22 protein-coding genes are annotated in these 22,626 nt (G+C 49.8%); 16 read left to right on the forward strand and 6 right to left on the reverse strand.

Translation table 11 applies throughout. The features are described from left to right. Positions 1-47: 47 nt before the first annotated feature. Together AC3RLQ_RS25245 and AC3RLQ_RS25250 are read right to left on the reverse strand one after the other, a co-directional pair. Positions 48-407 carry a hypothetical protein gene (locus AC3RLQ_RS25245; protein ID WP_493031424.1) on the reverse strand — a complete coding sequence of 120 codons (360 nt, stop codon included), beginning with the start codon at positions 405-407 and terminating at the stop codon, positions 48-50. Positions 408-438: 31 nt separating this feature from the next. After that, positions 439-732 carry a hypothetical protein gene (locus AC3RLQ_RS25250; protein WP_493031426.1) on the reverse strand — a complete coding sequence of 98 codons (294 nt, stop codon included), beginning with the start codon at positions 730-732 and terminating at the stop codon, positions 439-441. A 527-nt stretch (positions 733-1,259) separates the two neighbouring features. Between AC3RLQ_RS25250 and AC3RLQ_RS25255 the strand changes: the two genes are divergently transcribed. The 3 genes from AC3RLQ_RS25255 (at position 1,260) to AC3RLQ_RS25265 (ending at position 4,464) form a co-directional block, all read left to right on the forward strand. Further along, positions 1,260-1,766, forward strand: a complete 507-nt coding sequence (locus AC3RLQ_RS25255; RefSeq protein ID WP_493031428.1) for a hypothetical protein — start codon at positions 1,260-1,262, stop codon at positions 1,764-1,766. Between the two features lie 621 nt (positions 1,767-2,387). Further along, a complete protein-coding gene (locus AC3RLQ_RS25260; RefSeq protein WP_493031430.1) occupies positions 2,388-3,743 on the forward strand; it encodes a glycosyltransferase family 2 protein in 1,356 nt (451 codons plus the stop codon). Positions 3,744-3,861: 118 nt separating this feature from the next. Then, on the forward strand, positions 3,862-4,464 hold the full coding sequence (locus tag AC3RLQ_RS25265) for an HAD family hydrolase (RefSeq protein WP_493031431.1): 603 nt from the start codon (positions 3,862-3,864) through the stop codon (positions 4,462-4,464). 93 nt (positions 4,465-4,557) lie between these two features. Here the strand turns inward: AC3RLQ_RS25265 and AC3RLQ_RS25270 are convergent, their stop codons facing one another. Then, on the reverse strand, positions 4,558-4,746 hold the full coding sequence (locus AC3RLQ_RS25270) for a hypothetical protein (protein ID WP_493031433.1): 189 nt from the start codon (positions 4,744-4,746) through the stop codon (positions 4,558-4,560). A 357-nt stretch (positions 4,747-5,103) separates the two neighbouring features. Here AC3RLQ_RS25270 and AC3RLQ_RS25275 point away from each other — a divergent pair, with 357 nt between their 5' ends. The 9 genes from AC3RLQ_RS25275 (at position 5,104) to AC3RLQ_RS25315 (ending at position 15,199) form a co-directional block, all read left to right on the forward strand. After that, the gene (locus AC3RLQ_RS25275; protein ID WP_493031434.1) at positions 5,104-6,270 is read left to right on the forward strand and encodes an SPASM domain-containing protein; all 1,167 of its coding nucleotides are present in this window, start codon (positions 5,104-5,106) and stop codon (positions 6,268-6,270) included. A gap of 29 nt (positions 6,271-6,299) precedes the next feature. Next, the gene (locus tag AC3RLQ_RS25280) at positions 6,300-6,896 is read left to right on the forward strand and encodes a hypothetical protein (protein WP_493031435.1); all 597 of its coding nucleotides are present in this window, start codon (positions 6,300-6,302) and stop codon (positions 6,894-6,896) included. 22 nt (positions 6,897-6,918) lie between these two features. Continuing rightward, positions 6,919-7,872 (forward strand): glycosyltransferase family 2 protein, encoded by a 954-nt coding sequence (locus AC3RLQ_RS25285; RefSeq protein WP_493031436.1) that lies wholly within the window; start codon positions 6,919-6,921, stop codon positions 7,870-7,872. Next, positions 7,850-8,389, forward strand: coding sequence for an AAA family ATPase (locus tag AC3RLQ_RS25290; RefSeq protein ID WP_493031437.1), 540 nt, complete (start codon positions 7,850-7,852; stop codon positions 8,387-8,389). Before AC3RLQ_RS25285 ends, AC3RLQ_RS25290 begins: the two co-directional genes overlap by 23 nt. Before the next feature lie 69 nt (positions 8,390-8,458). Beyond that, entirely contained in the window at positions 8,459-8,668 is a 210-nt protein-coding gene (locus AC3RLQ_RS25295) for a hypothetical protein (RefSeq protein WP_493031439.1), read from the forward strand. Between the two features lie 448 nt (positions 8,669-9,116). Further along, the gene (locus AC3RLQ_RS25300; RefSeq protein WP_493031440.1) at positions 9,117-9,806 is read left to right on the forward strand and encodes a DUF932 domain-containing protein; all 690 of its coding nucleotides are present in this window, start codon (positions 9,117-9,119) and stop codon (positions 9,804-9,806) included. Positions 9,807-9,984: 178 nt separating this feature from the next. After that, a complete protein-coding gene (locus AC3RLQ_RS25305; RefSeq protein ID WP_493031441.1) occupies positions 9,985-10,494 on the forward strand; it encodes a hypothetical protein in 510 nt (169 codons plus the stop codon). Positions 10,495-10,524: 30 nt separating this feature from the next. Continuing rightward, entirely contained in the window at positions 10,525-11,787 is a 1,263-nt protein-coding gene (locus AC3RLQ_RS25310; protein WP_493031442.1) for a glycosyltransferase, read from the forward strand. Between the two features lie 34 nt (positions 11,788-11,821). After that, positions 11,822-15,199, forward strand: coding sequence for a glycosyltransferase (locus AC3RLQ_RS25315; RefSeq protein ID WP_493031443.1), 3,378 nt, complete (start codon positions 11,822-11,824; stop codon positions 15,197-15,199). A gap of 87 nt (positions 15,200-15,286) precedes the next feature. Here the strand turns inward: AC3RLQ_RS25315 and AC3RLQ_RS25320 are convergent, their stop codons facing one another. Next, positions 15,287-16,348: a radical SAM protein gene (locus AC3RLQ_RS25320; RefSeq protein WP_493031444.1), complete on the reverse strand. Its 1,062-nt coding sequence runs from the start codon at positions 16,346-16,348 to the stop codon at positions 15,287-15,289. A 762-nt stretch (positions 16,349-17,110) separates the two neighbouring features. Between AC3RLQ_RS25320 and AC3RLQ_RS25325 the strand changes: the two genes are divergently transcribed. From AC3RLQ_RS25325 to AC3RLQ_RS25340, 4 genes are all read left to right on the forward strand, one after another. Then, the gene (locus tag AC3RLQ_RS25325; protein ID WP_493031445.1) at positions 17,111-17,557 is read left to right on the forward strand and encodes a GreA/GreB family elongation factor; all 447 of its coding nucleotides are present in this window, start codon (positions 17,111-17,113) and stop codon (positions 17,555-17,557) included. Between the two features lie 487 nt (positions 17,558-18,044). Further along, positions 18,045-18,533: a YciE/YciF ferroxidase family protein gene (locus AC3RLQ_RS25330; protein ID WP_493031446.1), complete on the forward strand. Its 489-nt coding sequence runs from the start codon at positions 18,045-18,047 to the stop codon at positions 18,531-18,533. 289 nt (positions 18,534-18,822) lie between these two features. Next, positions 18,823-19,785 carry a DUF72 domain-containing protein gene (locus tag AC3RLQ_RS25335; RefSeq protein WP_493031447.1) on the forward strand — a complete coding sequence of 321 codons (963 nt, stop codon included), beginning with the start codon at positions 18,823-18,825 and terminating at the stop codon, positions 19,783-19,785. A gap of 66 nt (positions 19,786-19,851) precedes the next feature. Continuing rightward, positions 19,852-20,952 carry a hypothetical protein gene (locus tag AC3RLQ_RS25340; protein ID WP_493031448.1) on the forward strand — a complete coding sequence of 367 codons (1,101 nt, stop codon included), beginning with the start codon at positions 19,852-19,854 and terminating at the stop codon, positions 20,950-20,952. A 490-nt stretch (positions 20,953-21,442) separates the two neighbouring features. Here AC3RLQ_RS25340 and AC3RLQ_RS25345 read toward each other — a convergent pair whose 3' ends face one another. Both AC3RLQ_RS25345 and AC3RLQ_RS25350 read right to left on the reverse strand, forming a co-directional pair. After that, positions 21,443-21,793 (reverse strand): hypothetical protein, encoded by a 351-nt coding sequence (locus tag AC3RLQ_RS25345; RefSeq protein ID WP_493031449.1) that lies wholly within the window; start codon positions 21,791-21,793, stop codon positions 21,443-21,445. A gap of 170 nt (positions 21,794-21,963) precedes the next feature. Beyond that, entirely contained in the window at positions 21,964-22,470 is a 507-nt protein-coding gene (locus tag AC3RLQ_RS25350) for a hypothetical protein (protein ID WP_493031450.1), read from the reverse strand. Positions 22,471-22,626: the final 156 nt, after the last annotated feature.

Here is a 22,626-nt window from a genome sequence, read left to right on the forward strand (position 1 = left end):
ACCCAGGCCGCCCGTGATGCCAACAGCTAACGGGCGGCCTATATTATTCAAGACACCCAGGTCCTAGGCAGCACCAAGCACTGACAGACAAAATCGGCCACCTCACACTCGAACGGTGTGGGGTGGCTTGTTGTTTGGGTCTGGTGCACCGGTAGCATGCGATCATAGTGAAACGAAGTCTCAGTGCTTTCGACTTTGAATTCACCCGTTTCAGCCGCGAATCCTTCTTTGCGCTGTTGTTGGAAGGTCCAACCATGTCCATGCCTCATGTTGGCGATATTTTCGGCAGGAATAACTTTTTCACGTAGTTCACCTACTTGCCGGATTAATTTCTCAACCACAGCACGTCCAAATTCCGTGGCGTTTTTCCCGTTAGCGAATGGAACGAGGGAAGAATGGGATGACATACTGTCTCCTAGAAGGTCTCCGAAGGACTGGCTAATTTTTCGCTTCTGCCTTCTTTGTCTTGGCCCAGCGCTTCCGTTGGGCGGCAGCAATCTTTTCCCTCGCTTCGGGACTCATGGTGCGCTTGACTTTCTTGGGACGACCTGGGCCCTTGGCCTTGGGCTCCTTTGCGGCTTTGGCCGGCGCTGATGAACCGCCAAGAAGTGCTGCGAGTTCCGCATGGAGTGCATCAAGCTTTTCGCTGATGATGACGGCTTTTTTTAATTGGGAGGTGGTTGGCATATTTTGAATGGTAGCGGGAAGAGCTTTGCACCACAAGTCGAACAATTGAAGCTCTGGACCAGTTATTGGGGATCATCATGAGCTGCAGCCCGAATGTCCGCTTGTAACTTTCACATCCACTGGATGGTCAGTTTCCGCTTTGGGTTGCAAGGATTTATACCCATTGAATCAATTCCTGTTTTCCATAGCTTCTGTAACCGTCTTGAATGCGGAGTGTTGGTCCAATTCTATCACAAACTCTTGCTAGACTAATGACCTAAATCTTGCAAATTATTTACTTAGCGTAACGACGCTCGCCGGCTCTCGAAAAGAGCGCAATCACTCAACTTTTTCAGGTGAAGCTGCCCCTAAATATAGTGTTTGTCGCAACCGGCGACAAATATGTTATCGAGTCCAGGTCCGCAATTTTGAGCGTGCGGAAGTTCATGCCAGACTGTCGGATAATCCTGTATTCAGATAGAGAAGTTCGGTGGAATGACCTTAACGAATGTCGCCTTCTCAAAAATCCCAGCTATAGCTTCCGTGACAAAATTGCTGGACTGATTGATTTTAGAGACGGACCAGGATTGTTCTTGGACACTGACATCGAGTTGATGAACGGCCTATACGAACTTCCTCAATTGCTGCAACGTTTTGATATTGCAGCATCGCACGCTTCATGGAGATTTTCATTATGCCAGGGGCAACAGACAGGCGGCTCTATTTTTCGAGATCCAATCGGTGGCGAAGGCTTTTGCGAGTTTAATACCGGAGTTCTTTTGTTCTCTAACAGAGAACCTTGGTTCAGGCTTTTGAACCTGTGGGTTAGTATATACGACGAGCAAATGAAAGCTACAGTAAAGCCAAATAATGATCAAGCAGCATTTCGCCAAGCTATATGGTCGAGTGGCATCTCGACATATGTTCTACCACCAGAATATAACTTAAGGTGCGATTTTCCCTGTTATGCAGCAGGAATTGTTAAGATTTTGCATGGCAGAAATTTGTCGAGAGAACTGCAGGAGCACGTTAACTCATCAAAAGTTTCTAGGATCTTATTTCCAAATCACTATGATGAATCCGTTATCATCCGACATTAGTTTACGGAAAGTGGTCGCATTAGAAGGTGTCTCCAATGCTGGCAAATCAAGTCTTGCGCGCTCTATAATTGAAAATTGTGGCCCCGACGTTTTTATGAGTCCATGTTATATTGATCAGTGTGGTCAGCCCCCCTTTCCACCAAATATTAGTGAATCGACGATAGATAGGCTCGTCAGGGTTGCATTTTTTTGCGGACTCGACGTAAATCGACTTCTGGGTATCGCTTCGAATTCTAAGGCCGTCTTGTTGGACCGTTCGGTATTTACGCTGATAGCGCACTCATTTGCGGAAGAGTGTCTGCATGGAATAAGCTGTGTAGACGAAACCGTAAATTTTTTACTTTCAATTGAAAAAATTAATTGGCCTAATCACATTCTCTTGCTGCGAACCAATGAATCAATTGTCAGCACACGTCAGTTAATACGTCCTCATGAGGGGATCTTCGCCAAAAGCGAATTCAATAGGGCATTTTATCAGTTTTTTGAGTCCGCATTTGATCGCGTGACTGCTAGATTAGTCATAAAGCCCCATCTCCATGTATTAACGATAAACTCTCCAGATGATATAGCCAAAGTGGAACAGTATAGCCTTGATTTAATCAAACGCATAATTTAGAATTTATGATGCTTTTATGGCTTTTTGTCACCCTTGTTGGCGTGGACCTCGCTGGAGCATTACTAAGCACTTGGTGGATTTGCTCATCTAGGTCGTCTGAAAAATCAGACCATGATCTTATTGTGCTTATACCGTTGCTCAATGAACAAGAGGTGGTGCCACAATTATTTCGGGATGTGTTGAGTTATACACAATCCGTTCCTGGTGTGAAGACGGTTTTTGTTACTACGGAGAGAGAGCGGACTATCGAGGGTCAACCAACTACAATCGAGTTGGTGCAAAAGTTTGTTGAATCTCAGCAAGAGATAATACCTAATCGGTTATTGCATCTGCATTGCCCTTTTGTAAATAAGGTAGTGGCAGAGCAGATTAACTATGCATTTCAAGTGCTTGTGGAATCGCATTCCAATCGATCTGAATTTGTGTTTGTAATATTCAATGCCGACACTCAATTTTCATCATCCTCGTTAAACGAAGCTTCCTGTGTATTCAGTCGGTATCCAGACGTATCAGTAGCGCAACAGAGTTCATTATTTATTTCTAATCTTCCTCAGTTGATACGGGAAGGCAGAATTTTAGAGTGCGCTTTTGGCTTATACCAGTCGAGTTGGACTCTATCGCATGAGATTCCGAGACTATTAACATATGCGTTTTTCCCACGTCGCTTTCGACGGCTGTTACCGCGGCTTATACACTGTGTCGGCCACGGCCTCTACGTTCGTTCCGAGGCATTTAAGAGAATGGGGACAATGCCAGTATTAAGCTATGGTGGAGAAGATTTGGCGCTGGGATTTATTGCACAAGTAAACAATGAAGTCGTCATTCCATTGAGATCTCTCTCGAACTCAGAGACTCCGCCCACACTTAAGTCGCTTTTCTCTCAAATGTCGGCGTGGTTTTTAGCTGTTCTTGGCTATGTCGAATTTCCCAGATTGATTCCAACGTCGTCTCCGCCCATTGTAAAGATCCGAGCTTTCTTTTCAGCAGCTCTGGGCGCTTTTGACGCGTTGAGATGGCTACTTAAAGGTCCGGCAATACTCTTCCTTGCATTTTGGTCCACAACACATGGCTGCGGGGACTTTTTCTGGATTTCATATTCATCCTATTGTTTTATCCCGGCGTTTTTGGTTATCGTCACTTCAACCTTTGCAAACGAGGGGCAATTTGTAAAAATGAGGACTCAGGACTGGCTAAAGGTATTAGCCGCTCTTCCATTAGTTCCGTTGCTCAGAAGTCTTCCAGCATTTCATGGACTTTTCATCGCAATTAGATTATTGACCGGGGGGCAGTATTCACGCCCTAAGACAGAGAGGCAATCTCAAAACAACAATCCACATACAAGACATGGCGACGAAATCTGATAGCTACAATTTCACGTGGCGTCTACCACTCTGGAGGAAAGTGGTTTTTATAGATTGGAATGGCGTCTTGTGCTCTGATCCGTTTTGGATGTCGATTCGAATGAATTCACGTCATCACATGCATAAAGCTCTAACCGATGCGACTGTTGAGCTTTTTGTGAATCGAAGAGATCGTGTAGAATCTTGGATGAGAGGTGAGATATCTGCTCACGATGTAGTACAGGAATTTGAGTTGTCCGGTTATTTACGTAGTCATGGCTGCACAGTCAGTTTTCTACTTCGAAGGTTGAGACAGGACTGCCGGAAAATGAAAATGAGACGTGATATCGTGGAGGTTGCTAGGAGGCTTTCGTCCGATGCTTTTGTGGTTCTTGCAACTGATAACATGGATTGTTTTGAGGAAGAAGTTTTCCAACTTAGGCGAAGGGCGTCAATCGAATCGTTAGGCGACAGTATAAGTGACGTATCAAAACGCTTTGACTCAATTCTATGTTCCTCTCGCCTTGGAGTATTAAAAAGTGATTCAGCCTCTGATTTTTTTGGCCCTTGGCTAAAAACTCACGGGCTCACATTTAGGGATGCCGCTTTGATTGATGACTCCGAGTTGAATTGTGCACTTTTTACGAATGCAGGTGGGGCTGCATTCAGATTTGATGGTGAGGAGTTTATGCAAGACCTAGAAAGTCGTCTTGATCGCTGGTTTCGAGCGAAGGAGATCTAGAAATAAAGGACTAGTGTCTGTTATTAACTTCTGGCGATTAGAGAAAAGCTCATGAGGGTTGCAAAGGCAAGCCAGTGCATGCTCGATTGAGGATCACTTTTTGGGTTTTGCCTTCGCAGATTGTTTCGCATTCTCAGCGAGCGCGTCATCAAAAAGCACCCGGATGAACTCGGCTTTATTGGCGTATCCTTTCAGTTCCGCGAGCTCTGCGAGCGCCTTGTCTTTCTCGGCGCTGATGTAGGCTCCGGCCAGCTTCGTTCCGGGTTGTCTTTGGTTTGGCATGTCGGAAAGGGAGTTTGTGCGGTGGTGGGTCAAACGTCATGCTGGAATTCCTTCTCTCTTCAAGACAGTTCCATCGCAGATATTTCCATGAAATGAAGACTGATTCGCTTGCGAGCTGATGGAGAGGCTCATTCAGCTGCATCTGAGTCCTCTAGCCCATATTGAGAGTCATTGAAGCAAACACAAAAAAGGGGCACGCTTTTCTTTAATACAGAAAGCAACTCATCCGGCTTCAATATTTATTTTGCCAAACGAACTATTTACGCGAATATGGGGAGAAGCTGATGGTGAAATTGTTAGGTGTTTAATTAGTGACAAAACAGGAAGCGTAGGTCACCCTACTATTAAAAATAGAATATGCAAACCTTGCGTGAAAAGAACCTCAGAATCAACCAGTCTGAATACGCAAATGGGACAACGAAGCTCGAGAGTTTGCCCCCCGTCCTCTTTGTCGAGCTGACACAAAATTGCAATCTCCACTGCCGTATGTGTCGTGCTTCAAACGGATATCAAACAAACCTCAACATGGAGCAAAGTCTTTTTACTCGTCTTAAAACAGAGCTTTTTCCTTACGCTTCACTTGTCGACCTTCGAGGCTGGGGTGAAAGCACTATGTTGCGTGACATCGCACAGAAAATCATGGAAACAGCAGATGCAGGACCAAAAATACGTCTTGTTACTAATGCTCTTGCGATCCAGCCAAAACTTTGGAGTTTGCTGATGGAAAGAGGGGCTAGCGTAGTTGTTTCGGTTGATGCAGCCACACCTGAAACAATGCAAGCGCTCGGGCGTGGCAATTTCGATAAACTACAAAATTCGTTGGCAAGCGGATGTAGGGCGCGAGACGCCAATTCTTCAGGTGGGAAGATTGCCTTCAACACTGTAGTGACAAGTCTGAATCTCCATGAAATTTCAGATATCGTGACAATGGCATCTGGCCATGGGATCCGTAGAGTAACGCTATTTCCAGTGGTCGCATCCCGCAATAATCCGTTGCATCTTGATCACCGCAAAGCCGAGCTGGCGAGACATATTGGCGAGGCAGAAAGTGCTGCCGCTCTCCATAACATAGAACTCCGCATTGGTGCTAGCCTGCATGAGGAATACGTGATTGAAACCGGGCTTCCCGACCGATGTTCACACCCATGGGAATATTGCTATGTAGATTATGCTGGTAACGTTGGTTACTGCGATCACCTGATAGGACATTCAGGCCTAATGCTGGGCAATCTGAATCAAGTACACTTTGAGGCGATATGGAATGGTTTAGAATTTCAAAATCTTAGGGGGCTTCATCGTGATGCGAGACGACTCGCGCCAGGACAACTCGATACAACCCATTCGCACTGCGCCTGGTGTTACCGTAGGCGATATGTCGACTTCGAGGAGGAAACAAATAGTTGTGCAAACCAAAGAATTGTTTCAACGCTGGGGTCCCCTCCAAATATTCGTATTCCCGCATCTCCCCAAGAGAGAATGGACTTCATGAGCGGCCGAAAACTACAAACAAAGCCTCAACTCTGATAAGGGATCTTTCCCCGACAAAAGCTCTTATGAAGCAGGATTCTAAGATCGTTGTGATACGCACAGCTCCATCTCTTGCCACTCATATTGCTGCAGACCCGAGTTTGCGCAAATCATTTGCTACTGGAGTAATTGTCGACGTTGCCAAACTGTATAATATTGTCAACAACGGTGTTACGACGTCAGGTCTATGTGACGATCCGTTTATCATAGATGCTGTTGTTGGCATAGTAACGACATTCGCAGCCGCAAAGTATTCTCCTATTCTAGTGATTGGGTCTATACCAATTGCATCACTCAAGGCGATCAAGCGACGCATTGGGGACAAGCAGCTGATATCTATAAGCGTATTTGTACTTCCTGAAGTTCTGAATGACCATCAAATAACCACCAAAAAGCGTGATTTGTTTGTTAGAGTGACAATGACCGATCATTTGGCTAGGATTCGGACCAAACGTAGGCTAATGAGAACTGACAATGCACTTGATCATGCGGTCAATCTACAAGTCTTTGAATCACGACATGATACCGATGCACATTTCATCTTGTCAGAAAAACCAATTGCAATCAGCCCTGGGTTTATGGTTTTCTTGAAGTCGCAAGTATTTCTTAACGAGCATCCGTGAGAGGCAATTTAAGGTTTAGAACATGAATATTTCGGATCGACAAGCAATGCTTCGGCTTAGCCAATCAATCAACATTGAGACCCGCTTTAACGGTGTCATACCGGAACTCGTAGTGAACGAGATTTCTATAATCATCCCTGTCAAAAACAATTCAAAGGGAGTCGAGTGTTTTCTGAACAGTTTCTTTGCTACACATGACCAGTCTTGCTTTCCGAAAGAAATTATAATTGTAGATAACAACTCTGCTGAACCTGTTCGAGTTAGAAGCGATCATTCTGAGAGAGGATTGCGAATTCAGATTATATCATGCAAACGGACTGGGCCAGCTGCCGCCCGGAACGCAGGTGTGAAAGCCGCTTCTGGTCAGTGGTTATTATTTAGTGACAGTGATTGCATGCCAACTAAAACTTTTATCAAAGGATATCTGAACGATCATAGTGGTGCAGTGGCCTACGCGGGCAATGTTTGGGGAACCCCAAACAACATGCTTTCAAAATATTATAATGATGAAGGGACTCTATTACCATATTTCAAATTGAATGCGGCGGGGCAAAAGGCTCCCTTGTATCTCGTCACTGCGAATGCCCTTGTATGGAGGGTGGCATTTGAGCAATGTGGTGGTTTCAATGAAAACTTCACCGGCGCAGGAGGTGAAGATGTTGATCTTGGACGCAGGTTGTGGATGATGGGCCAGATAAAATTTACTGCTGAGAGTGTAGTAATGCATGACTTCAGCGATGGGATGGTAGGCTTTTGTAAGCGATTCGTCCGTTACGGAAAAGGCAACCGACAATTTGAGTCAGTTGCACGGATAACCATGAAGCCAAACCTACGTCTTCCAAAGGTTCGGGCACCGTTGAATATTTTCCTCATGTTTCTGCAACACTCATTTTTGAGCCTTGGCTATTACGGCATAACGCCGCGCCTATCGACCCAATCAACCACATACGAGCATGATAGTCCAAAGCCCAATTGACGTCGTTTTACTGCGAGGTGCTCCAGGGATCGGAAAAAGCACTCTTGGCGAACTCATGAGGGAGATTGCGGTGCGGGGGGCTTTGATTGACGTCGACCAGATTCGAAGAATGATTAATGCTGAAGAGTTCGTTTTTAACGTCAATGATCATTATCTTCAGGCAATTGATGTTACCGCAAATATTGTCAGAACACTTTTGACGCATAAGTATCGGCCTGTGTTTGTAGTAGATGTACTAGCACAGGGAGCTTTGCAACGGATTAAGCTAAACCTTCATGGATATAATGTCATATCAATTAGCCTGTTCGCTGATGATGCATCTCTTGCTCAACGAATGGCGCAGCGGCATGAGGGCTATATTAATCAAGAGGTCGCTTTGAGAGTGAACAGGTATATCATTGAGACATTGGGAGAGGTGGATGCATGCATAGACACCTCATTGTTATCGCCATATGGGGTGCGGCACCAGGTTATCAAAAAAATGCGCGATATTAATCGTGCCGCGGGTGACCAATAATCGGAAAAACCATTAGAGTAGACCGGAGATTCAAGGAGGCATCCTTTGCACCCACCATTTAGATTGGGTTTGATCCAGTCCCGTTACACTCGCTTTACGCTGGCAATCTTAGCAAGCATTCCTGAGTTGTTTTTTGGAGAAAACTTCTCTGCTGCAACCAGTCACGCCAACAATTGTGTGGTCATCAGAGAAGAAACGCTGGTTGCAACAAGTGCAATTGCTGTCTTTGCACTCGCTTCCCTGGTGGCAGCAGCACATACAGCACCTTCGTTAACATGATCCGATTCCTTTTTCAGGATCGACAAGGAAGCGTTTGGTCTGATACAATGATCACCAGAAAATGACGATCTGCTTCGCTCATTTTTGCCCGTCAAAAGTTTGCGTGTTTTCTGTCGAGCTGGGGTCCTTATGGTTCAGGCGACTGAGGTGAATCCGCTGTACAATATTGATGATGATGAGGTTTTCTGAAAAAACGGGAATGAATCATTTCCCTTTACTGCGTCACACCTCCCTCTAGCCTTTGAGCAGTTCGGGGAGACCTGAACCGGGGCTTGATAACCTCGCTATAGGCGGCCGACGTGTGCCGCAAACACGTCGCTTCACGACCATGACAATCCAAAACCCTGGTTTCATTCCTGAAGCCAATAGCCGTCCTCAATCAAATGGGAACGGTCATCCACAGCAAAACGGACGCACCTAGCGGAGCTCAGATCCGCACTCACAGGCATTGGCAAGGTCATCAAGCAGAGGGGCCACACCACGCTCCACAAATAGCTGGTGTCCGATTCCTCATCACCAGCTCATCAGCCAGGTTCAAAACACACTGATAACCACGAATCTGCGTATCGGCACTCAGGCACATTCACTGTCGCATGAAGGCCAACGATATTTTGGTCTGATGGAGATTCATGCCCAGAAATCCAGCGACGATTATTGCTACGTCGTCGGAATCCGTAACAGTCATGACAAGACCTTTCCCGCCGGCATTGTCGCTGGTGCCTCGGTCTTCATTTGCGACAACCTCTCATTTAATGGGGACATCAAGTTCGCACGCAAACACACCCGGTTCATCAATCGTGACCTGCCGCAATTGGTGTCACGGTCGATTGGTCTGCTCCTTGCCAAATGGCACTCGATGGACAAACGCATCTCCGCGTATAAAGAAGCAGAGATCAGTGATATTGAAGCCCATGACCTGCTGATTCGCTCTGTGGATGTCGGCGTGTGCTCCAACCGTTTGATCCCTGAAGTGCTGCATGAATGGAGAGAACCCAGACATGATGCCTTTGAGGGGCGGAATGTCTGGAGTTTGTTTAATGCCTTCACAGAAAGCCTCAAAGGCAACCTGTCGGAGCTGCCCAAACGCACTGAGGCATTGCATGGTCTTCTGGATACGCACGTTGGCCTGAGCGCCTGAGCCGAAAAGGAGGAGGGGTTTCGCGTTGACGTTCAGTCTTTTGCGAGGCCTCTTTTCTTTAGCTGCCGAGTCATGCAGGAGAGAGTCGGTAGCCATTCGTCAGTACAAACCTACGTCACCCTAGGGAAAGAATGAGATTTAGGACGAGTGGTCACAAACACCATTTCTGATTGCGTTTATGAACCAACCATCTAAGATCAATACGATGAAAATATCTACACGGATCGACGCGAGAGGTGTGTGGTTCTTTGTCTCAGCTGCCGAAGCAGTTGAGTATGCGATCCGCTATTTCGTTATAGGAACTGCTAACCGGGAGATTGTAGGAGAGATCAGAGGGAAAGCATCGAATGAGGGGCAGTTCGAACCCATTGCGTTTCCAGTATTGCGAGTGGGAATAACAGCGTTCCAAGAAGTGGCGTGCAACAAGGAAGCTACTCAAGAACCACTTCCCATCTCGGCTGGTTGTTTCGAGTCGACTGATAAAACACATCCCTCGCCGAGTGTTAATCCTTGGCTCATAAGAGCATTAAACAACGATTGGATTCCGTTAAAACGCTCACTCCGAGCAGCCAACACTCGGGAAGAAAGCTATTTTAGCGCCTACACCGTTGCGAGTGCTCGTGGTGTTAGCGAGGTTTCGATAAAAATGCCCAGGTACTTCAGTGCTTACGATTCCTCGACAATATAAAGGGGCAAATTAAAATATTGGCCCAAGCCGATGGCTCGCATAGTCTTTGCAAACGCCCGCCCGGCAGTTCCGTTCTACTTTGAAAGCGGAGCTGAGCGAACTACGCATGAGTTAATTCATGCACTTGCAAAACGTGATATAGAAGTCATTCACCTCTCGGTATTCGCAAGAGACAGCATAACCCTTTCCCAACTCAACGCGAAAGGTTTTGGAGCCAACTACGAGCAGACAACTAAATATCGCGATGCGAAATCATGTGTGGTTTTGCACTCTCGGCATCCGATGTTAGTGATCGAAAGCGGCAATGTTCTAATCGTCGCGGTTCAAAGAACTGAATTTGAAACAATTTTATCGCAACTACTTACTAATCGAAGGCCTGACCTAATCATAACATGGCTTACTTGCAGCCAAATGGTTGTTAACATGGGTTCGAAACTAGGGATTCCAACCGTGCTTAGAATAGTTGGCCCGGATCTAACCGAAGGGTATCCGCAACTTCAACCGACAACCACCGTGCTTGGGAATTCGCCAATGGCAGCGCAGTGTGCTAGTGCAAAGTACCAGGTAAAAGTCCCATTCATTTTGGAATTAGTGGATCATAAGCAATTTACAATTGAAGAACGCAATCGTAAATTCGTCACATTCGTTAATCCGAGGAAGTCTAAAGGATTGCACTTAATAACGCGCGTTGCATCTCTGCTCATTAATGTTCGTTTTTTGGTTGTAATGGGTTGGAGTCGAAGTGATCCCTCGAAAGACGAATTGAATGGTCTTCAATTTCTCAAAAGCCTGCCGAATGTTGTGGTTTCGGAGCCAATCCCCGACATGCGAGTTGTATATGAACAGACTCGCATATTAGTTCTGCCGTCACGCTGGCCAGAATCGTGGTCTAGGGTGGTTGGCGAAGCCCAAGCCAGCGGTATACCTGTTATAGCAAGCGATCGTGGAAGCACGCCTATGCAAGTCGGGCTTGGAGGAATCATCTTGAACTATGGTGAGCCTCGAACTTGGGCGTCTTGCATAAGCATTCTATCCAGCGACTCCGACTTACTCCAAGATCTTGAGGACAACGCTAGGACAAACATTGATCGGTTTCAATTTGAGTCACTGATAGAGGAATATTATCAGTTTTTCATGGCCACTATACAAGGGGTCAGCGGTCTCCCAGTCGCTCGCCATGAGTCAATTCCAATCTTGCGTGGTAGGAGGAATGCTGAGTCAGGTTTTGTGATTAGTGCGGACACGATTTCAATGAGTGATCCACTTAACAGTTCAGACCCGGCGTTTCCGTAAACTCCACACCAGAATCGGCCTATTGCCTGCAAAAATGACAATCAAACCAATTCTATCAGTGATCACGCCTTTTGCAGGCGATCCTTCAATAGCGCACTTTGTTCGTTCAATCGTTGGTCAAACACTTCCTGGCGACAAATTTGAAGTCATTATCGTCTCCGATGGGCACGAATTCGACACAGAAATCCTTAGAGTTGCTGAGAACTGGCCAAATGTGAGGTTGATCTATAATCAAAAAAAAGTCACTTTTGCTGGTCATACAGCAGCTCTCTCCCGGAATCAGGCCGCGCGACAAGCAAAGGGTAGGTTTCTTGTCTTTATTGATTGCGACTGCATCATGCATCCAGAATGTCTAACACAATATGCAAAGGCTTACGAGGCAGATGATAAAATAGGATTCTTTGGAAGGGTGAGTGAAATTCCGGCATTTAATCGCAATCTTTTAGATGAAGAGCCATCTGCGGATTGGAACGAATTGTTCCAAGCAAGTCTTCCAGATTATAGGGCCAAAGGCACAGAGGATAATTGTAACGAGTCAGACGCATGGCAGCTGTGGTACACATGTAATGCATCGATATCCTCCGAATTATTCCGTTATGTTGGTGGCTTCAGCGAGGAAGGGCATCGCTGCCACGACCTTGAATTGGCCTATAGGTTACATAAGGTCGGTGCCAAGTTCCTTTGTCTTCCAAACGCACTTGTCATCCATGTAGAACATGCACGCAATCTAGGATCCAGAGTTGAGCATATGGTTGGCTGGGCGTATATAGCCAAATGTCATCCGGAATTGCTTCCAATCGCAAAACAACAGATGAGCTCTGTGGCAGAATCTATGCAGGTTGTTGCCTTAAATGCGGAGGCTGAGTTCTCGCGACTGACACAAAGCATGCCTGGTCTGAGAGCAGGCTGCACATGGGTCTTACCGGCTGGAAGTGATGAAACCGCTTTGGCTTCGCAACTCGCCTATCTCCCATATCGGCGAGTCCAAAATGATGACAGCTGCCGTTATAATTTACGTCTTCACAAGCGCTGTTGGGATTACTGCCTCGTAATTCCGTCGAATTGCTCCGTTTTGTCGCCCATATTCTCGGTCATAATACCGAGTTACAACGCCTCAGCCTGGTTGTCGCGCGCCGTGGAGAGTGTGCTCCAGCAGTCTTTACAGTCATTTGAGCTCCTGATTATCGACGACGCCTCTACTGATGACTCTTGTGCGGTTGCTAACCGTTACTTGGGCGACCAGAGAGTTCGTTGTGTAAGCCTTCTGACAAATGGCGGCATTTCAAAAGCGCTGAACTATGGATTGAACCTCTGTAAAGGTAGGTACTATGTGCAGTTGGATGCCGACGACTGGCTTGAGATGGATGCGCTTAAGTGCATTCTGAATGAATTTGAAGCCGACTCTAAAATATGCGCAGTGTACGGGGACCCGGTGGTTCACAACGAATCAGGCAGTGTCACCACCTATCCAAATGGTTGGCAAGTTGAATCTGCAATAGAATGCTTTGAATACAATCGAGTGCAGGGGCCACGTGCCTTCAAGCGCCAAACTCTGATAAATGTGGGCGGATGGAGTATTATTGACGCATTCCATGGAAGGTGGTATTCAGACAAGCGCATTTTTGCACGGCTTCTTGATGAAGCACCAATTCGTTGGACACCCTTAAAGTTGTATCACTACCATGAGCGCACGTCTTCTTTATCGCGACAATCTGCAGAATCAACAGCAGTAGCAAAGTTGGCAATTCTGTGGAGCGAGGCTAATCAACGTTCTATGTTTTTGCAGTCAAGCTACGATGGAAGATTTCTGTCAGCCAAATTTATTCCTAAAGTTGCCTTAAAACCACGGAGTGCATGGAGCGTCTTGATTCCATTTCACCGATCCGCTAAACAGTTGGAACACACAGTCCGCTCTTGGTTAGAAAGTGATTTGCGACTTACGGATCATGAAATTATAATCTTCGATGATGCCACGGGGGAAAATTTGAATCGCATATGGATCCTGGCTCCACAGAGTATTCAAATAATCAGTTCCGACATAAGACGCGGTGCCTCTTGGGGAAGAAATCAGTGCGCCAAGAGAGCTAAGCATCAGATGCTGTTCTTCGCTGATGCCGATCATATAGTTCCTCCTGATGTCATTAGCTTGCATGAGAGGCGTCATGAACAAGTAGTATCGAGCACCATAGTAGTCGGAGATGTGTTTGGTCGCAAGGCGTTCACTATAATGGAGCCGCATTCACGGAAACAGCATATTTCACGTCTTCTTGACATATTACGCACGAGACCAAACTTCTATGAAGCGGCAGCCAAGCTGGCAACGTCTTCGGAGCTTGAAGTGGTAGCGATGGGTGCGGGTGAGATATGGAAAGTGTGCCATGAATATTCGGTAACGGAATCGTGGAGATCTCAGTGGGGGCTCATTCTACTGGCCTTTGGGCAGACGCTTAACGGCTATCCACATCAGTGGGCAGCGTTATGTTCTGCAAGTTTTTCAATCTCAGCTCGGGTATTTGATGCATTAGGTGGATTCGATCAGACGCTCCAATCGATGGAAGACTGGGAGTTCGGTATTCGAGCACAACAACATGGAATACATATCCATCTTGCTCCTGAGGCAGAACCTTACCATCAGGCTCATCCAGTGGATAATGATCGGCGCAAATGCGACCCAGACGCCCTCCAAGTTCTAAAAGCCCGTTATCCTCAAGAGATTCATCGTGTGCTGATCTCTTGGGGGATTATGAGGCCGCCCGCAGCTGACTTTTTTGTCGACATTGAATATCGTAGTTCAACCGGTAGCCTAGATGTGGAGCCTGATGGAAAAACAGAACAAAGTGAATCGCGATTTTATGGATTAATATTTGTGGGGGGGCCCCATCCCCTGACAACACAGTCCATCCTCAGCCTCTTAAAAGAACACGAGTGCCATGCAACTTTTTGCCTTTGCCTGGCTGAAATTGAAAATTATCCTCAGATGATTGATGCTATTATCGCCGGCGGACATGAAATTGCCTTATGGGTCCCTGAAAAATCAGCTGCATCAATAACAGACGACCTTGAGTTATCTTCAAGCATTAGGCATGCGAAAACTACGATTTACCAACGGTTTGGCTATTCTGTCGAAGTGGTATTTACTGAGAATGATAAAAATCGAAGTTCCTTAGATCTATTAGCTAAATCACTATCTTTGCGTTTAATGCCTCGATCATTTGATTCGCGTGACTTCTGTTCTCTAGAATCTAAGGATATCATTCATCGCATTGCAGCGGCCGGGATAAACGGTCGACTGATCGAAATGCATGAGGGAAGAGTTGATCCACAGATACTAATCGATGCTCTTAAATGGTTGATAAGTGCAGCACACGATGGGGGAATCAGATGCGTATGCGCTAAGGACTGTTGTTTCTGAATCTAAGCATCTGGTGCGGATGGATCATTATTATCTATCACACGTTTACACCCACTACTTAATGCACATATTCCGTTTGATAAACTACTATATCATTGATGTCGAACGTTGGGCTCCTGACAAATCGCATTTCCCACAGAGCCTCGCGCACTTCTGAAGTCTTCCTTCTGATACCGATGGTTTGCTCCATGATGTCATTACTAGATTAAAAAAACTTCCGTTCACAATATCTCGTATCGGGTTAATCAAACTCGAAATCGCATTATATCCACCGGATTTGGCAATGAGGTCATCCGTCTGGCTTTTCTCAAGTGAGTCTTTATTATGGACACCGCCAATCCAGCAACATGGGAAAACATGCCCCGCTGCATCTATGTAAATGCGCTCGTGTCCAAGTGCCTGACATGTGATTGGGGTTGCATCATAATAATTGGAGTGTCGCGATAGTTGGAAATCAACAAGCTCTTCAACCGCAAGATTCTGAAATTCTGGCAAGGTGGGACGTTTGATGTAACCTTCGATTCTACCGCTACTATCGCGCACCGGAGTGGCGTCAAGTCGTTGGCCGTTATGAAAAAAGCGTGATGTTTTTTTGATGCGAAATTTGGAGAATCCCATTTGTTTTGCCAAGAGGCAAGCCTCTGAAATCTGATGCTGGTTGTGTTCAAACACGATGAAGTCCCATTCCGCAATCCCTCCGGCCTCGATGAATGATTGGGCGTTCGCAATCAACTTCTTCCAATTCGTCCCACGTCTGTATATTGCGTTAGTGTCGGCTAACCCATCAATACCAAAACGTACTCGGCTGACAGAACCAGCTAGTTCCTTCCACCATTCAGTGCTTCGGGCACTGCCATTAGTGTGAATACGAATTTCCGCATTTTGTGTGCCCACGCGAAAAAATTGGCAAATCTCAAGGCAATCCTTGGCAATGATCGGATCGCCGTAGTTTCCACATAGTTGTATCTCTGTAACACCTGCGAGTAAATCCAACGGAAATATTTTAACAATGTGCTTAATGCTGAGTTCAATGAGGGGCAATTTGGAATTTATGAAACCTCCGTCCACACTACGCGGACATTGGGGGCAACTGGCATTACATTTGGTTGTCAGTTCCAGATCAACAGAACGCAGTGTGGGCCAGGTCATACGTTTATCAATTACCACTTCTAAATGCAATTCTCAAGACAACAATATGGTTGGTCGTCTTCGGGACGTCGCTTGCAGTTGACGGCCTTGTAGGGCAAAATTGAGCCACTCACGCTTATCAACGAAGAAGACCTTGGCCAAAATCCCAATTTGTAAGGGGAGTAACGGGTGCCGTGAGGTCATACACAGGGAAGTATCGCAAGGGGGTATCGAAGACAGGCGTATGCTGATCTCGTCAGGGATATCAACACAACGGCCTCACGGATGAAATTTTACGCGGCTGATTAAGGCTGTTGCGTTTGATGAACAAGGATGTGAGATGGGAATGCAGCTCAGATTCAGCATGCCGTTGACCAGAACAAACTAGGATGACATCAACGTGATAAAGCGTGAAGGGCGCTGTGCCTTTTGATCGCCCCAGGGCATTTTTCTCATCTGACAGTGGGGATGAAAACCGCTGCCCGGGCCGCTGGCTTTTTCATTTGGGTGAACGTGTTTGCTACTTTTGCAGGCGAAGGGGAGGTGCTGGCATAATCTGGTTTGGGAGCATGGGGAGACGGGGCTGGGCTGTCTAGTGGACTCAGTGTAACGAAATGGATCCGCCACGGAGTTATCGACGCGCAGGCAACCAAGGGTTTTGTTGGGGTGTTGTGCGTCGTGCTGGCATGTTGGGCCGTAAGTGATTTGAAGTTGCTGAGGTCAGGACGGACGGTCGAAAAATGCCGGCGTTGCCTTGGTGAGTGAAACAGCCCCTGAAACCTGATGAGCAGTGCTTTTGTCAAAGAGGACATCGATGTTCCGGAGCGCATTCCGCGCTGGCGGTCGGCGTCCGGATTGCCGCCTGGGGCGATGAATTTGATGACGGAGGAGGGAGCGGAGAAGTTGCGGCTGCGGCTTGAGGAATTGAAGGGCTCGGCTGCGGGGGATCCGGAGATTGCGGGGCTGGAGGGGCTGCTGGAATCGGCGACGGTGGTGAAGCCTCCGGAGAGGGCGGAGGAAGTGGTGTTCGGGGTGAGGGTCACTTTGCAGAGCGCTGCGGGTGAGGTGGCGTGTTACCGGATCGCGGGGGTGGATGAGGTTTCTCTGGATGCTCAGAATGTGAGCTGGGTGTCGGCTCTTGGGAGGGCTTTGCTGGGTGCGAAGATGGGGCAACGCGTCAGCCTGGGATCGGACTCGCAGGCCAAGTGGACGGTGGTGAGAATCGAATGATTCTGCCATGGGGTGGTTTTGGTTCGAGCCGAGGGTTTGGATGATGCGAGAGTGATTGGTGTTGCGGGGGGCTTGAGGGATCGGGACGATCCCTCTCCTCCGAGAGCTCTTTGCGCGGATCGTGCCGGGCTGATTTATCAACAGGTTGCTTGACGGGGAGGTGTTTGAAAACTCGCTCTATTGGTGGTGCAGTCAGGGATAGGTGCAGCGGCGTTTTGTGTCACCGCTACGCGGTTCCACGACATTGGGCGACATGGGTGATGCGGTTCCGTGGGTTGGCACCCACGGCTACTGTTGTGCCAGCCCTACGGGCTTTCGGAGAGAGGCGTGAAGATTGTCACAAGCTGGTATGACCTGCTTCAAGCTTTCAGCGCGGTTTTAATCAGGGCCTTTGGTCATGCATGCTGCTAGGGTGGTGCCCCTACGGGACGCTCAGGGAGCGTGTTCATACACTCAGTGTGTGGAGCGGGGGCGAATGAGCGGTGCCATGAAACTCGAAACACTCACCGACCTCTATATCGCCCAGCTCAAAGACCTCTACAGCGCTGAGAAGCAGCTGGTGAAGGCTCTGCCCAAGATGGCAAAGGCTGCCACCAGCAAGAAACTCCGCGCTGGCTTTGAAAAGCATCTCGAAGAAACCAAGGAGCATGCGGTGCGCCTGGAAACGATCCTGGCCAGCCATGAGCAGACGACTCGCGGCCCCAAGTGCAAGGCGATGGAAGGCTTGGTGGAAGAAGGGGCGGAGATCATCAAGGAGGAGGCTGATCCGGAAGTGCGTGATGCAGGCCTGATCTGTGCCGCCCAGCGGGTGGAGCACTACGAAATGGCAGGCTATGGCTGTGTGCGAACCTTTGCGCAGCTGATCGGCGACAAGCAGGGCCAGAAGCTGCTGCAGAAGACGCTGGACGAAGAGGGTGCGACTGACAAGAAGCTGAGCGCACTGGCGATTTCTGAAATCAACATCGCGGCGAACTGATCCGGGGTGGCGCAATCAGGTTGCACCCAGGTCTTCCTGCTGAGGGAGGGACTGGGTGTGACGATGCCGACTTTCGGGGCTGGTGGGACTGCGCGGAGATTTGTGCCACCGCTACGCGGTTCCACGTGTTGGAAAATCGTGGTGGAAAAATGATCCGTGGGCTGGCGCCCACGGCTACCGTTGTGCCAGCCCTACGGGCTTGATGAGGAAGTCCGTTGAGCGAGCAGGATGGCTGCTGCGGAGCACCTCCCCTGCACCCGAGTGGATCTTTTCAATATGAAAGTCTGTGATGCGTGACAGTCCATCGGATGCGCCTGCAACGGCGGCTTCCAGCGGCGGAGGGAATGCCGTGAACGCTGAGCGGCCTCTTCTCACGCTGGAAGAGCGCCGGGCCCGGCGGCGGGAGAGACGGGAAAAGCAGCGGGAGGCGAATGTGGGGCGTGCCTTGAAGATGCATGCGGCGCGTCTGGAAGCGGAGGTCGTTCCTGCTCCTGCGGCTGCCAATGACGAGGTGCCTGCGGTCAATGTGGGGTGCTCGGGCTGGTTTTACTGGCACTGGCGTGAGGTGTTTTATCCTGAGGGTCTGCCTACCAGCGGCTGGTTTCCGCATTATGCGAAGGCGCTGAAGACGGTGGAGCTGAATGCGCCGTTCTATTCGTGGCCGACGGTCAATGCGGTGAAAGCGTGGGCGCGGCAGGCGGGGCGTGGCAAGTTTTTCTATACGGTGAAGGTGTGTGAGCTGATCACGCATGTGAAGCAGTTCAAGGGGACGAAGACGCTGGTGCAGGATTTTGGCTTCATCGCGGACCTGCTGGGACGGCGCATGGGCTGCTTTCTATTTCAGCTGCCGCCGAGTTATCGCTACAGTGCGGCGCGGTTGAAGAGCATCCTTTCCCAGCTGGATCCGCGGCATCGCAATGTGGTGGAGTTTCGGCATGTGAGCTGGTGGAGGCCGAAGGTTTATGAGGCCTTCAAGAAGGCTGGGGCGATCTTCTGTTCTTCCAGCGCTCCTCGTTTGCCTGATGAACTGGTGGTGACCAGCGATGAGGTTTACATCCGATTTCATGGCAAGACGCAATGGTACCGGCATGACTACACGCGCGAGGAGCTGGCGGTGTGGACGCGCCGGATTCAGGAAAGCGGGGTGAGGCGGGTGTGGGCCTACTTCAATAATGACCGCGATGCTTTTGCCATCAAGAACGCGCGCGAGCTCATGCGCCAACTGCGCAAGCTCTCGCTGGGAGGGCGGTAAACTGAGGCGATGAAGCATTTCATCAGCGGGCGGTTGCGATCGGGATTGATTTGGGGACTGTGGGGGATGAGAACCGCTGTTTGGGCTGCTGCCTTTTTCATTCTGACGAACGTGCTGGCCGCTGTTGCTGGCGAGGGGGAGGTGCTGGCGCCGCCGGTGGCGAATCTGCCGTGGGAGCATGGGGACACGGGGCTGCGGCTGCCGGGTGAACTGGCGAAGATGACGGCGGAGCAGGTGTTTCACTACGAGACGGCGGCGCTGGGATATTCGGTGCGGTATTCGGACCGCCAGGCACGGATGCGCGGGGATGTGTATGTGTACCCGTCTCCGAAACCGGCGGCGACGGCGGCTGAGATCAAGCAGGCGCTGCGCGAGAGCGCGGGAAGTGCGCTGTGGGAGGTGGAGGAGATGCAGCGGCGAGGGCACTACCTGAAGCTGAAAATCGGGGAGGCTGAGTACCAGCCGTTTGACCTGATCCCTGAGACTGCGGGTGTGAGCGGCCTGCTATCCCTGCGGATGAACTACACGATCCTGGAGCGGGATGATGCGGGGAGCAATGAGACGGCGGTGGGCAGTTTTCTGGGACTCATGATGCTGAAAGACTTTCTGGTGAAAGTGCGCGTGACCTATCCGGCGGATGGTGATGCGAAGGAGCAGGAGAAGGTGGAGGAGCAGGTGATGGACTTTGTGAATGGGGCCCGGCGCTGTGTGCTGGACCCGGGCTTGCGCGTGAAGGTGGCGGCGCAGATTGAGGGGTATCGGCGTGATCCGCTTTCCAAAGCGGGGCTTGATTTAGCGGGCAGGATCCTGAGCTATGCGGAAGCAACGCCGCTGATCGCGCTGACGATAGATGAGACGATCAGCACTCTGGGGGAGGAGCTGGAGAAAGAGCATCCTGGTGCTTCATTTGAACTGATGTGCGCTTTCATTGTGGGGGCAGTGGCGGAGACATTGAAGAAGCCGGGCAAGGAGGCTGCGGATCTGCCGCAGGCGGGTGCGGCGGAGGTGGTGCGGGTGTTTGGGGTGATGCAGAAGGCGAAGCCGGGGCTTTCGAGCGGGCGGCTGGTGGAGCTGGAAAGCGCGGTGAAGGGGAAGAGGGTGGGGGCGTGGTTGAGTGAGAAGGAAAAAGTGAGAAGGGGTAAGTTGGAAGTAAAAAGCTGGCAGTGATCCTTCTTTGCCAAAGCTACGAAGGACTGGAAAGAGGCGGAGGAGTAGTTGAGGTGGAGGGTGGAGCGGGGGAGGTGAGCTGATTGCGGCGGGTGTGCGGGGGGCGAGGGGGATTGCGGTGGCGCTGGTCGACAGACAGGAGTGTCTGTCGTACTGCCGGAGATGTGGTGGAGGGGAAGATGTGGGGTGAAATGCGCCTGAGAGCCATCGAGCGCCGCTTCTGGCTTTCGGCATTGTGTGGACGGCGAACCTTTTTGAGCGCCCGCGACGCTGCAGACCCGAAACTTCGGCCCCGACGCAGCCGGGCCCTACCAACTCTGCTGCATGCGAGGTGTATGCAGACGCGGGTTCGATTGTGTGGGGTATGAGCGGACTGCGGTGGGTGTGCGGGGCGAAGGGGGATTGCGGGGGCGCTGGTCGAAAGACAGCAACTGTGTCTGTCGTACTGCCGGAGATGTGGTGGAGGGAGCAAGCGGCCACTTAATCACAGCTATTTGTTTCCATGATCCGTGGCGGAGGGTGCGGATGCGATGAGGACGATGTGTCTCACAAAGTCGGGGCCAAAAATGGGGTCGTGAAGATCGATTTTGACGTGCATTCCAGCGCGCAGGGCCTGAGGGGAGGCGTCGGGGGCGCCGTGCCAAAATCTTGCCTGGTGGGCGTAGACGAAGTGGCGAGTTTCCTTTGTGCCGCTTTGCTCGAAAGTGATTGAGCGCGTGGAGTGATCGACGCTGGTGACAGTGCCTGTCATGGTGGTGCCGCTTGGCTGAATGGCGGAGGCTGAGATGGGGAAATGCGATGCGGCGAAAAGGATGAGGAATGCGAGACGAAGGTTTTTCATGAGGAAGATGGTTTGAGGATGTGAGGAAGATGGCGGGGTGTTCTGTTTGAGAGGCGGGCAAGGGCAGAGGTGTGCAGGGAAGATGAAGCTTGGCCGCCGAGAGGCATGGCCAAGGCGCGATCCACCGCAGGCGGGTGGCATCACGGGAAGAAAGGGTCAGCGCCCTGTCTTCAACACTGCAGCAGGGTCTTGCCCGCTTTGAGCTGTACGCCCGGGGACCACACTGGGGCGTGTTCGCGGGGAACCCTGCGCTCGCGCCTTGGTGGGGCGGGCTGCATTACCAGCAAGTACTGCGAGGATGGCGCAGGGATGATCGTGGGGACTGAGAGCATGTCGCGCTCTGTGGGACGGCCGAGATCTGCTATCGACTGGAAGGCGAGGATGTGGTCGGACTTCTGGGAAGTGGTCGCTTGAGCAAAGACCATCATCAGCGTGGTCAGGCGGCTGTGTACATGCACTTTCTGGGACGCATCAGTGCTTTCATGGGAAAGCACGACCCGCACCTTGCCTTCGGAAGAAGTGGCCACTTTCACGTGGTGGCAGCGATCCAAGTTTGCGGCAAGGAGGGTTAAAGCTGGGACAACTCCATTCGACGACAGCAACCAGCCGAGCAGCAACAAAACATTCACCATCCGGGTCAACGGAGATGAGGTGTGTTCATTTCGCCGGGCGGTCATTGGATGAGGGAAGTTAAAGCAGTCAACGAGGGGCGCCAGTGTAAAATATGTGCCGCGTTTGCGCTGCGAGAGGGGAAGCTGCCGTGCGAGCTGATTTCGCTGCGAGACGGGGGCGGTGGGTGAGGGTATCCGGAGTATATAGGTCGGACAGGGCCT

It is taken from the genome of Prosthecobacter sp. GW821-HT29F12 (genome assembly GCF_058803405.1).